This window comes from Euzebyales bacterium (assembly GCA_036374135.1).
In the GTDB taxonomy this organism is placed as follows: Bacteria; Actinomycetota; Nitriliruptoria; order Euzebyales; family JAHELV01; genus JAHELV01.
Map to the genome: position 1 here is coordinate 25782 of DASUUK010000069.1, position 12072 is coordinate 37853.

General features: G+C 72.5%; 11 protein-coding genes. 5 read left to right on the plus strand and 6 right to left on the minus strand.

Annotation, left to right across the window (positions count from 1 at the left end; genetic code table 11):
- Positions 1-45: 45 nt before the first annotated feature.
- Complete coding sequence (locus tag VFZ70_12010; protein ID HEX6256521.1) at positions 46-1263, minus strand: NAD(P)/FAD-dependent oxidoreductase; 1218 nt, start codon at positions 1261-1263, stop codon at positions 46-48.
- 129 nt (positions 1264-1392) lie between these two features.
- Between VFZ70_12010 and VFZ70_12015 the strand changes: the two genes are divergently transcribed.
- Together VFZ70_12015 and VFZ70_12020 are read left to right on the plus strand one after the other, a co-directional pair.
- Entirely contained in the window at positions 1393-1890 is a 498-nt protein-coding gene (locus tag VFZ70_12015) for a MarR family transcriptional regulator (protein ID HEX6256522.1), read from the plus strand.
- Entirely contained in the window at positions 1856-2224 is a 369-nt protein-coding gene (locus VFZ70_12020; protein HEX6256523.1) for a DUF3995 domain-containing protein, read from the plus strand. The genes VFZ70_12015 and VFZ70_12020 overlap by 35 nt, the downstream gene beginning before the upstream one ends.
- A 328-nt stretch (positions 2225-2552) precedes the next feature.
- On the opposite strand, the gene VFZ70_12025 is transcribed toward VFZ70_12020, so the two are convergent.
- Positions 2553-5222 carry an AAA family ATPase gene (locus tag VFZ70_12025; GenBank protein ID HEX6256524.1) on the minus strand — a complete coding sequence of 890 codons (2670 nt, stop codon included), beginning with the start codon at positions 5220-5222 and terminating at the stop codon, positions 2553-2555.
- Between the two features lie 153 nt (positions 5223-5375).
- Here VFZ70_12025 and VFZ70_12030 point away from each other — a divergent pair, with 153 nt between their 5' ends.
- From VFZ70_12030 to VFZ70_12040, 3 genes are read left to right on the plus strand one after another with little or no spacing between them, the layout of a single operon-like run.
- Positions 5376-6089: a hypothetical protein gene (locus VFZ70_12030; protein HEX6256525.1), complete on the plus strand. Its 714-nt coding sequence runs from the start codon at positions 5376-5378 to the stop codon at positions 6087-6089.
- A 26-nt stretch (positions 6090-6115) separates the two neighbouring features.
- Positions 6116-6547, plus strand: coding sequence for an ester cyclase (locus tag VFZ70_12035; protein HEX6256526.1), 432 nt, complete (start codon positions 6116-6118; stop codon positions 6545-6547).
- Between the two features lie 31 nt (positions 6548-6578).
- Entirely contained in the window at positions 6579-7364 is a 786-nt protein-coding gene (locus tag VFZ70_12040; protein ID HEX6256527.1) for a cupredoxin domain-containing protein, read from the plus strand.
- Positions 7365-7668: 304 nt separating this feature from the next.
- Here the strand turns inward: VFZ70_12040 and VFZ70_12045 are convergent, their stop codons facing one another.
- The 4 genes from VFZ70_12045 to VFZ70_12060 form a co-directional block, all read right to left on the minus strand.
- Positions 7669-8781, minus strand: a complete 1113-nt coding sequence (locus tag VFZ70_12045) for a helix-turn-helix transcriptional regulator (protein ID HEX6256528.1) — start codon at positions 8779-8781, stop codon at positions 7669-7671.
- Positions 8782-8797: 16 nt separating this feature from the next.
- Entirely contained in the window at positions 8798-9862 is a 1065-nt protein-coding gene (locus VFZ70_12050) for a pyridoxal-phosphate dependent enzyme (GenBank protein HEX6256529.1), read from the minus strand.
- Positions 9859-10992 (minus strand): M20/M25/M40 family metallo-hydrolase, encoded by a 1134-nt coding sequence (locus VFZ70_12055; protein ID HEX6256530.1) that lies wholly within the window; start codon positions 10990-10992, stop codon positions 9859-9861. The genes VFZ70_12050 and VFZ70_12055 overlap by 4 nt, the downstream gene beginning before the upstream one ends.
- A 219-nt stretch (positions 10993-11211) precedes the next feature.
- Positions 11212-12000, minus strand: coding sequence for an IclR family transcriptional regulator (locus tag VFZ70_12060; protein ID HEX6256531.1), 789 nt, complete (start codon positions 11998-12000; stop codon positions 11212-11214).
- Between the last annotated feature and the right edge of the window lie 72 nt (positions 12001-12072).

The window sequence follows — 12072 nt, forward strand, 5'->3', positions numbered from 1 at the left end:
GACCGGTGGCGCCACGGGCTTCGGCGCGACGACGCGGAGGGGTGGTCAGCGCTGGCCGGCGGGGGTGGCGCCCACGGGATCGTCCCAGTCGATGTGGTGCGTGTGGATCCAATCGAGTGAGAGGCGACCGCGGCCGGCCACGCGCCGGATGAACAGGGGCATGAACGTGTCGCGCAGGACCCGCGCGACGGGTCCCGCGACCTTGTCGTTGCTGGTGCGGGCGCCGGCAGTGACGACCCGCTCGACACGGGTCCGTCGCAGCTGTTCGTAGGCGGCGAGCGCGTCGGGGATGCCCGGCAGATCGCGGACGCAGCGGGCGAGTTGCACCGCGTCCTCGATGGCCATCGACGCGCCCTGTCCGGACGACGGTGACGCGGCGTGCGCGGCGTCGCCGATGACGATCATGGTGTCGGTGCGCCAGCGGCCCACGGACGGCAGGTCCCAGGTGCTGTGGCCGCGCAGCGGGTGCCGGGTGGCGTCGATGAGGTCGATCGCCGGTGAGCGGTCGTCCGCGTACAGGTCCCGCAGCCGTCTGCGCCACTGTGCATCGGTCGTCGCCGCGATGCTTTGCTCCTCGGCGTTCGCCGGGCTTCGTGGGTTCGCGAACCACCACGTCGTGGCGTCGGGCGCGACGACGTAGCCGAAGAACCCGCGTCGTCCGAACACCATGTGGTAGTCGCCGACACGTGCATCGGGCACGACGTGCTCGGCGTACCCCCCGAGGTTGAGCAGGGGCAGACGGCGGGCGCCGGCCCCGACGGGGTTGATGATGGCGCGCACCCGTGAGCGGACGCCGTCGCATCCGACCAGCAGGTCGGCGTCGACGCGTGCGCCGTTCGCGAACGCGGCGCGCACGCGGCCGTCGCGCTCGTGTGCGTGGACCAGTCGGTGGCTGTGATGGATCACGACGCCGCGGCGCAGCGCCTCGTCTCGCAGCGCCGAGTACAGGTCGGCCCGCCGGACGGTGTGGCTCACCGTGCCGTCGTCGAGTGCGCGGCCGGTTGGCAGCGCTCCCAACGCACGTCCGGGGCCGCTCGTGAACCGCATGATCGGCGTGGGAAAGCCGATCCCGGCGACCGCGTCATGCGCGTCGATCGCGCGCAGGGCGTCCATGCCGTTGGTCTGCAGTGTCAGAAACGTTCCGACGTCCTCAGCGGTCCGCGGGTGGGCTTCGAAGACTTCGGCGTCGATTCCGGCGCGTTGCAGGGCCATCGCCGCGACGGGACCGGCGACGCCGGCGCCGATCAGCAGAGCTGTGGGCATGGTGCCTCCGACGTTCGGCAACGCCGACGGCGGTAGCGTCAGCGCCGATGGACGATCTCAGGAGTTATCTCGCTTGGACGAGATAAATAGTATCTCGTTCAGACGAGATGTTCAACCGCAGGAGTCGATGTGACGACGAGCGAGGCGTTGCGTGGCGAGATCCGATCGTCGGTGGTCCGCTTCATCGCGGACGCTGTTCTGTTCAACCACGCCGTTGCGCAGCGCGAGGGCCTCGGACCCAGCGATGCGCAGTTCCTGACGCTGCTGCGCGCGCACGGACCGATGACCGCCGGCGAGTTGAGCGCCCGGACGGGGCTGACGAGTGGCTCGACCACTGGGGTGCTCGACCGGTTGGAGCACGCCGGTCTCGCCGTCCGCCGCCGCGATCCGGAGGACCGCCGGCGGGTCATCGTGTCCGCTGACGAGGCCGGCCTGGCGGCGCGGTTGGGTCCCCACTATGCAGAGCAGGCCGAGCGGCTCGACCAGGTGCTCGCCCGCCGTTCCCACGACGATCTCCGAGTCGTCGCCGCGTTCCTCGCCGACGTGCTCGCCGATCGACCGGAGGCGTCGCCCGCACCGACGAGGCCTGACGATGAAGGCGACACGTCGATCGGGAACTCGACGTGACGACCTGATCGACGACGACTATCGTGTAAGGTCGCTGCTCGTCGGCGCCGTCGTCGTCGCCGCCAAGGTCGCGCTCGTGGCGGTCGCGGTCGTCCTGGCATCGGGTGGCGCGTCGTTGCTCGTGCGGTGGTCGGGGCTCGTCGCGGGCGGACTGCTTGCGGCGTACGGCGTCGGATTGACCGTCGCCGGGCTGCTTGCACTGGCCGGCGTGTTCGGTGCCGTCACCGATCCACGCGCGCTGGCATGGCACGCGCTGCTGTGGCGTCCGTGGTTCATCGTCTGGGGCGTGGCGTTGTGGTTCACCGCGCGACGAACGCGCACCGATCGCCGGTGAGCCGTAGGACGTGATGGGCATGTCTGACGATGCCGCCACTGCCGCGGTGTCCCGACCACACGGTGATGCGCCGCGGCGGCGCCCGGCGACGACCGCAACGACGGATGCTGATCTGTGATGCCGCTGTAGGCGGAAATCAGATGGGTCTCATCCGATGAGTGTCGACGTCGTCGAAGAAGTCGCGTCCGTCGGTGTCGTTGCGGCCGGTGCTGCCTTGGCCAGATCGGACTCGGTTCCGCAACCGCGGACGGATCCACCCATCGGGCCTTTCCGCAGCGTGGTGCTCGAATCGGCAGGCGCCCGCGCATCAACGAGGAGCGAACGTGCGTCACAGGTCGGTGGTCGCGCGTTCGATGGTCTGTCGCACCGGTCGCGTCCGGCCAGAGGTGCGTGTGTCCTCGAGCGCCTCGGGTGTGAGCGCGGTCCGGACCGCGCGCAGGGTCCGGGTGTAGCCGTCTGGGTGGATGGGAGGTATGGCGACGCCGACCTGTGCGGCGACGGTCTCGCGGGCGCCGTCGAGCTCGGCGGCGAACGTCGGGTCGCCGCGGGCGGCCGCGACGCCGGCCAGGCCCTCGAGGCACCACGGCATGTAGAGCAGGTTGCCGATGGCGTCGAAGTGGCCCGCAGCCTCGGCGAGCAGCTGCAGCGCATGCCCGTCGTCGCCGATGGCCAGTTCGATGTGCCCCAGGATCGTCAATGACATCGCTTGGCCCCAGCGGTCGTCGTACTGTCTGGCGAGCTCGAGGCTCTCGCTGGTCACCGCCCGCGCGCGGTCGAGGTCGCCGAGGTTGAGCGCGGCAGCTCCTACGCCCGAAAGGTCCCGCGACAGGTGGAGCACGTCACCGCGCTGTCGGTGCAACGCCAGGGCCTCGCCAAACGACTGGTCGGCGCGGTGATGGTCGCCGCGGAACATCGCGGTGTTGGCGAGTTGGAAGTGCAGCTCGGCGACCTCGCCGGTGTCGCCGAGTCGTTGCCAGCGGTCAAGGCTCTCGGTCGCCAGGGCCTCGGCCCTGTCGTGATCGCCGGTGTTGGTCGCCTGCCACGCGAGGAACGACAGGGACTGGGCGACAAGGCGGTCGTCGCCTGTGGTTCGCGCGACCGTGAGGCTGTCGTCAGCGAGGTCGCGCGCACGGGCCCCGTCGCCGGTGAACATCGCGGCCGCTGCGAGGCCGCGCAGCGCTTCGGCTTCGCCGGACCCGTCCTCGGCGGCGTGCGCGAGCGCGCGGGCCTCGTCGTAGTCGCGGACCGAGTCGGCGTAGCGGTCGCGCAGCTGCGCAACCTGACCGCGGACGTTGAGGGCGGCGACGAGCTGGTGGGAATCGCCGTGGGCGCGGGCCAGCGCGACGGCGGCTGCGCACGCGGCCTGCGCGGCGTCGTCATCGGCCTGGTCCATCGCCAGGCGGGGGCTGCCGACCAGAGCGGCCAGTCGCAGGGGCGCGGCGACGGCGTCGGCTCCCGGCAGATCCAGCGCGTCGCGCAGCCATCGCCGTCCCTCGGTGAGGTGGCCGCGCTGGAACCAGTACGGCCACAGGCACCCGACCAGCCGCACCGCCGCCGCTGCGTCCGCGCGGTCGCACAGCCACGCCAGCGCGGCGCGCAGGTTGTCGCGTTCGGCGTCCAGCCGGGCCGCCGCCGCGGGTGCGTCGGGCCCCGCAAGGCGTGCGGTGACGGCCTCGACGACCGCGACGTAGTGGTCGGCGTGGCGCTGGCGGATGACGTCGAGCTCGTCGTGGTCCACCAGCTGTTCGATCCCGAACTCGCGGATCGTCTCGAGCAGCATCACACGCGGCCGCGTGTCGCCATCGGCCGGCACCTGCACGCGGACCAGGTTGCTGTCGGTCAGGGCCGCCACTTCGCCGAGCACCGAGGCGACGTCGGCGTCGCCGTGTCCGCAGACCTCGTCCGCGGCGTCGATCGTGCAGCCGCCGGCGAACACGCTCAACCGTCGAAGGACCGTCTGTTCTGGTGAGGCCAGCAGGTCGTGGCTCCAGGCGATGGCGTCACGCAGCGTCCGCTGCCGCGCCGGCAGGTCGCGTGGGCCGTCGATGAGCACGGCCAGGCGTCGGTCGAGGCGCGCACGCAGTGCCGTGGGCGGCAGCACCCGCGTGCGAGCGGCAGCCAGCTCCAGCGCCAGTGGCAGGCCGTCGAGCTGCCGGCAGATGTCGGCCACGACCCGCATGCCGTCCGCATCGGGCGGCAGGTCCACGCCCGCAGCGCGGGCGCGGTCGACGAACAACGCCACCGCCGGCGACCCGGCCAACACCTCGGCCGGGTCGGACCGCTCGGGCAGCGCCAACGGCGCGATCGCGTAATCGCGTCCGGCGCGCACGCGCAGCGACACGCGGCTGGTGGCGAGCACGACCAGGTCTGGACATGCCTCGAGCACCGCGACCACATCCGTCGCAGCGGGCAGCAGATGCTCGAAGTTGTCGAGCACCACCAGCACACGCCGGTCGTGCAGCGCCGCGACGATGCGGTCGTGCAGCGCGGTGGCGGCGCGGTCGTCGCTGCCGATGCCGGCGGCGATCCTGCGCAGCACCAGCGCAGGGTCGCGCAGCGGCGTGAGGTCGACGAACACCACCCCATCGGCGCACGCGTCGCGCACGCGTCGCGCGACATCGATCGCGACACGGGTCTTGCCGACACCGCCGGGTCCGGTCAGCGTCAGCAGCTGCGTGTCGCCGCGTTGGAGCAGCTCGGCGATGGCCGCGGTGACACCGGCCCGGCCCAGCAGCGGGGTCAGGGGGCGCAGTAGCCGCTGATGCGATGCCGTGGGCGCGTGGGCCGGCGGCAGATCGTCGGGGCGTGCGGCCGCGATCAGCGCGGCGCGGTCCCCGGTCGACAGCCCCAGGGCGTCCGTGAGCAGTGCAACGGTCGTCAGCCGTGGTCGACGCGTGGGGTCGCGTTCGAGGTCACTGACCGCCTTGGCGCTCAGGCGCGCGCTCTCGGCGAGCGCCTCCTGGGTCATGCCAGCCGCGAGTCGGAGGCGCTTGAGCATCGCTCCGAACGGGGGCTGATCCCAACCCGCGCTGACGTCCACCGTCGGAGTCTACGCAAACGTCCAGCGAACGGGGAGTCCTCGTCGTGGCGCACCGTCGCATCCCTGGCGCACGCTGCGGTCCGGCGGTCCGGGCACTGCCGGTGGAGGTCGATGATGATGTCGACGACGTCAACCGATGGTCAGGGGCGCGAGCGTGCTCCGCAGTCGATCCACCCCGTGTCGTTGGCCGCTGTCGGTGGGGTGTGTGGCCTGGCGTGGGCTACGGGACTGCGGGGGTTCATGGCAGAGATCGCGGGCACCGCCTCGGGTGTCGAATGGGTCGGCACGTTCGTGTGGATCCTGGCGCCCGGCGTGCTCGCCGGTGCGCTGTTGGGCTGGGCCGAGCACCTGCGACGCACCGGTGGCCGGCGGGGTTGGCGGTGGCTCGCCACCGCGCCGTTGCTGTTCGCCGGGGTGCTGGTGCACGGGCTGGTGACCGCGCCCGGTGGCCCGATGGCAGGCTTGGAGGAATTCCTCGCCGACGGGCTCGGTGGCGGCGCGATCGGCATGCCACTGTTCGGCATGGCAGGCGGCTACGCGCTGTCGGGTCGCGGTCGGCTGTGGGGACGGATCGTCTGCGGTCTGATCGCACTCACGCCGATCCCGATCTGGATACTGACGGTCACTGGGTTCGGCGGTCCCGAGCTGGCCGTGACGACATCCCGCGGCGCCTGGGTCGCGCTGTACTTCTGGTCGTTCCTCGCGGTGCTGGCGCTCGGGTGCGCCATTCCGCACCGGTCTGTCGTGGGGCCGCCGACCGGCGGTCAGTCCTCTGTGACGACGGCGCGACGGCGCAACGTCCCGACGCACACGCCCGTGCCGTGACGGCCCACCACGCCCAGGAGCCGCCGATGTCACCGGAGCAGATGAAGCGCCAGGCCCGCCGTCTCGCCGAGGAAGTGTTCACCCAGGGTGACCTGGCCGTCGTCGACGAGCTCATCGCGCACGACGACGGCGACCACAGCTCGACACCGCCGGAGCGCACCGGCCTGGCGGCCCTGAAAGACCGGGTCACAGTCCTGCGCCGGGCGTTTCCCGACCTGTACCTGATCGTCGAGGACCAGATCGTCGAGGCCGACCGGGTCGTCACCCGCAGCACCGTCCGCGGCACCCACACCGGCGAGTTCCTCGGCGTCGCCCCCACCGGCCGACGGGTCGCCTTCGAGCTCATCGACGTCAACCGGGTCTGCGACGACGGCCGGATCACCGAGCACTGGGCAGCCGTAGACACCCACCGCCTGCTCCAGCAACTCGGCGCACTGCGCGCGGATTCGGCGGCGTAGGCGCCCACACCACCCCAGGAAGGACACCGCCATGACCACCACCAGCCCCAGCAGTCAGCCCACCCGCACCGACCCGGTCGCGCCGGCGCCGAGCAGGCAGCCACGCGTCGGATGGCTAAGCCTGCTCGTCGCGGCGGGCTGGGCCACGATCGCGTCGTTCGTGATCGCCATGATCATCGCCGGCAGCATCGAGGCGTTCTTCCTGGCGATGGCCGTCCCGATCGTGGTCGGACTGCTCGTGGTGTGGCGGTGGCGGCGGGCCGGCATCGTGGTGCTCGGTGTCGTGCTGCTCGCCGAGCTGCTGTCCAGCGCGCCATTCCTCGCCGACGCGCTGGCCCATCCCGAGACCCCCGGCGACTTCCTGCCCCTGACGCTGTTCGCCGTGGCGACACTTGTCGGCGGCGTCGCAGCGGTGCCCGCCTTCCGGGAGGCCAGGAACCCTGGCCGACCGACCACGCGCTCCGCCATGCTCGTCGCCGTGGCCGCCGTCGTCATCCTCGTGGCCGCGACCGCCGTCTCGATCATCGCTGCCGGCCGCGTCGACAGCGTCACCGCGCAGCCCGGTGACATCGAGCTGACCACGGCCGACTTCCGGTTCGACGCCCCCAGCGTCACGGCGGGTGCCGGGACCGTCGCGGTGACCGTCACCAACGACGATGCGACTCGTCACACGTTCACCGTCGACGAGCTCGGCGTGGACCTCAACGTGCCGCCCGGCACCACCCAGCGGGTCACGTTCCCCGCCGATCCCGGCACCTACCGCTTCTACTGCATCCCCCACGCGCCGGACATGGCCGGCGAACTCACCGTGCGCTGACCGGATCGGCCCGGGCCATCCACGTACGTGGACGAACTCGCCCGGTGCCGATCGGGTCGGGTGTACCACCCGTCAATGGTCGTCCGTTCGCGATGGTCGGTGTGGCGTGGGCGGTGGATCGCGGCGGCACGCGCGTCGACCGGATCGATCCGTCGGAACGACTCCTTGACCGCCCAGCCCCATCATCAGCAGCTGTGTGGCGCGACCAGACTCGTCCTTGGCCGCGCGTACGGGACGGCTACGGCGCGAAGGTGACGACGGAGCCGACCTGAGCGCATCAAGTCGCGGCGTCGCCGACGCGCGGTCACCACTGTGGCGCCGCGCTCGACGACTGGTCACGTGTGACCGCGACGCAGACGCGGGACAGGTTCGCCTCGACCGTCTTCGGGCTGATGAACAGTGTCGAGGCGACCTCGCGGTTGGTCAGGCCGCTCCCGGCGAGCTCGGCGACGCGTTGCTCCGTTGCCGTGAGCTGCGTGCCCGACGACTGCCGTGTGCCGACCCGGTCGAGTTGCTGACGGGCCTGATCCGCCCACAGCGGGGTGCCCAGTCGTTCGAACGTCTTCAGCGCCTCCTCGAACGACGACCGCGCCAGCGCGCGCTGACGACAGCGGCGCTGGATCACACCCGTGACCAGCTGCGTCCTCGCGCGCTCGAACGGCATGTCGATGCGCTCGTGTGCCGCGGCGGCTCTGTCCGCGGCGGTGCGGGCGGCATCGAGGTCGCCACGGGCGGCGTGCAGCAGCGCGCGGCAGCGCCCGCCCGTCGCGAGCGCCCACGTACGGTCCAGCGCGTGTGCGCGCTGCTCGAGCGCGGTCGTGAGCACGTCGGCGCGACCGAGCTCGCCCAGTGCGATCAACGCCTCGAGGGCGTCCGGGAGGAAGAATGCGGGCACCGGCTCGGCAAGACCACCCTCCTCGATGGCCGTCGTGAGCGGCTCGCATGCGGCACTCTCGTCGCCGCGGTCAGCTGCTCGCTGCGCGATGGTGCGCAGACCGTCACGCGCCAGGTCGTGGTCGCCCACGTAGAGCTGGAGGAGCGCTGCGATGACGGCCGGCCGGGCCTCCAGTGCCACGACGGCGTCGGCGTCCTCGAGCTTCAGCGACCGTTCGAGCGTCGTCCAGTCGACGCCGCCGCCGCACAGGAACCGGTACATGACCGTCGCGGCGAGCGCCTGCGCGATGAGAGGGCGGTCGCCGGACGCCTCGACCAGCTCGAGACCGCGGGCCGCGTGCGCCGCCGACGCTTCGTGCTCCCATGCGTTGGCGTAGGTGTAGCCGATGACGAGCTCGATGGCGGCGACGGTCCGTGGGTCGTCGGCGTGGTCCACCGCCTCGGTCAGCAGCCGCAGCGCCTCGGCGGAGTCGCCGCCGTGGAAGTTGACCTCGGCGAGCAGGGTCAACGTCGCGCCGACCACGAGGACACCCGGGCGGTCAGCCGCCGCCCGATGGTGACCTCCGTCGCGATCCGACGATGCGCGCGTACGCCTCCGGGTCAGTGGCGCCCTCCGTGCTCACGCACAGCACCCGCGTCCGCGGCGAGAGCCCGGCCGCCGTGCGCAGGGGCGCGCACCGTGGATCGTCGCGCAGTGCGCGCAGTGCGGCCACGGTCGCTGCGCCGCACTCACCGGCCGTCACGCCGCGGTCCGCGAGGTCCCGCATCGCCTGCCAGGTCTCCTCGTCGCTGACGGTGACGATCCCGGCGAGCCCGCTGCGCAGGGTGGGCCATGCAGCAGCCGACGGTGTGGCGCAGTCCATGCCGGTCATGCTCGTGCCGGGGGTGTCGATCGTGACGGCGCGGCCCGCCATGAGTGACGCGCCGACGCATGCCGCCGTCACGGGTTCGACGCCGACGACGGTCGCCGGCGGTCCGGCGTGGGCTGCGAAGCGGATCGCGGCGGCCGCCAGCGATCCGACCCCGATCGGGACGACGATCAGGTCGTGCGGCGCCACCGCCTGGGTGGACGCCTCGCGGAACAGCGTGCTGTAGCCGTCGATGACCCAGTGCGCCGACGTGGTCGTGCCCGTGTCCGCCACCAGCGCGACGCCGGGCGCTGCCGCCTCCGCCTCGGCCGCGGCGACCGCATCGTCGTAGCGGCCGTCGACACGGATGACCTCGGCGCCCTCGGCGCTGATGAGCTCGGCTCGCCGGTCACTGATCGTGCGTGGCAGCAGGACCCGGCAGTCCAGCTCGCGCAGTGCTGCGGCCCGGCCGACCGCGCGCCCGTGGTTGCCCGCGCTCGCCGTGACCAACGCAGAGATGGACGGATCGTTGCGGACGAGCTGTTCGATGGCCCAGGAGGCGCCGAGGAACTTGAACGCGGGCAGGCCGAACCGGTCCGACTCGTCCTTGATGTCCACACCGTCGACGGCGCGCAGTGGCGTGGGCCGGTAGCCGCCCATGCCCGCGTGGAACCGTTGCACGTCGGGACCGGCCGGCGCCGGCACGTCGGCGGGCCGCAGGCGCATGTTGACGACGCAGCGGGCGGTGGTGGTCACCGGCAGAACGCGCGCGCCGCGGCGGTCAGCACGTCGGCGCACGCCGCGGTCGCCTCGATGCTGACCCACTCGACTGCGGCGTGCGCCCCGTCACCTGCGGGCCCGAACAACACGGTCGGGATCTCCGCCGCCGCGATGAACGCCGCATCGCTCCAGTAGCTGACGCCGCCGACCTTCGGCGGGCGGCCCATCACCGCTGTCGCGGCGTCCCGGACGACGCCGACGATCGGCTCGGTGGGCGGCACCTCGAACGGGTCGCGCACGAGCGTGGTGCGTTGCTGCGCGCGCAGATCGGGATCGGCGTCACGACACCGTCCGAGCAGGTCCTCGATGTCACGTTCGACGTCTGCGCCGGTCTCGCCCGGCAGCGTGCGGCGTTCGACGGTCAGTGTGCAGCGGTCGGGGATCGTCGACTCCCCCAGACCGCCGTCGATCAGCGAGGCGTGCAGCGAGCCCGACCCGAGCAACGGATGCTCGTCGGCGCGCAGGCGCGCGTCGAGATCGGACAGGCCGACGATGACCGGGCCGGTCTTCAGGATCGCATCGACACCCAGGTGCGGTCGCGAACCGTGCGCCGCACTGCCCGTCACGTCGATCTGCGTCCAGACAAAGCCCTTGTGCGCGACCGCGACCGTCAGCTCGGTCGGCTCGGTCACGACCGCCGCATCGGCCGAGACGTGGGTGAGCACCGCCCGGACGCCGAGGCTGGCGTGCTCCTCGTCAGCGACGGCCGCGACGACCACCTCCCCGGCGATCCCCGCCAGGGTCGCGTCGCGACAGGAGATCAGGGCTGCTGCGAGCCCGCCCTTCATGTCGTAGGCGCCGCGACCGTGCATGCGATCGCCGTCCACACGCGGCTCGTGTGGATCGGTCATGCCGCGCACGCCCACCGTGTCGAGATGCCCGCACAGGAGCAGCGTCGGTCCGCCGCCCGCCGTCCCGCCCCGGACGATCACGCTGGGGCGTCCCGGGGTCGTCTCCACGATCTGCGTGGCGAGCCCCGCATCCCTGGCCCACCGGTCCACGAACCGTGCGATCTCGCGTTCGCCGGCCGCGCCCGGTACGAGCGACGGGTTGACCGAGTCGATCGCGACGAGGTCCCGGAGCAGACCGACGGCGGCGTGTGGCATGACGTCAGTATCGGGCCGGCGACCGGGTGCGCAACCGTCGCCCCGGCGTGCGGCGCCGCCCCTGCTGCGGCGAGCGTCACCCGTCCAGACGTCGCGGACACACGGAATCGATCTCCTACGGGTCCCGGCATCACAGCGGTCGGCCGTGGCGTCGGTATCCCGTCGTCCCGTCATCGACGTCGTGCACCGGGACCGGGTCAGCTGACCCGCCTGCGGCCGTCAGCCCGCGCGGCCGCCGATGCGGCGGGTCAACTCGTTCGCGCCGGCGGCGACCTGATCGATCAACCACCGGTGCGCACCCGGGTCGACCGCCGCCGACGGGTAGGTCACGGCGACGCTCGCCACGGGGTGGCCGGAGTGGTCCCTCGCGGCAGCTCCGACCGACGCGAACCCCGGGGTGACGTCGCCGTGCTCGGTGGCGTGACCCGCCCGGCGCACGTCGCGCAGCAGGCTCCGCAACGCGGTGGGCGAGGCGGGCCCGGTGCCGTGGCGATCCACGAATGCCGCCCGGTCGGGGAACAGCGCGTGCACCTGGGCGACCGGGAGCGCCGCGAGGATCGCACGGCCGCTGGCCGTCAGGTGCGCGGGCAGGCGGACGCCGACGTCGGTGACCAGCGGCGGTCTGCCGGGCGCGCGTTCCTCGACGATGTACAGGACCTCGCGTCCGTGCAGCACCGCGAGGTGCGCGGTGTGGCCGACACGGTCGACGAGGCGGGCCAGCACCGGACGGCCCAGGCGCGCGAGTGGTTCCTGCCGCATGTAGGCGGCGCCGATCTCGTACGCGGTCACGCCGAGGCCGTAGCGGTGCTCCTCGGGCAGGTGGACGACGAACCCCGCCGCGGTCAGCTCGCCGAGCAGGTGGTAGGTCGTCGAGCGCGGCAGGCCCAGATCGCGGGCAAGCACCGCCGCGGGCACCGGCCCCGGCTGTGCGGCCAACGCCCGCAGGATCGCGAGCGTGTGTCGCGCGGCGGGGACGCCGCGCCGGGCGGCCGACCTGCGGTGCTCCACACTACCCACGATATGCGGCCGCCTGTCTGTGATCGCAGACAGATTGCGGCGTACAGGCGTGGCGCCGCGCGT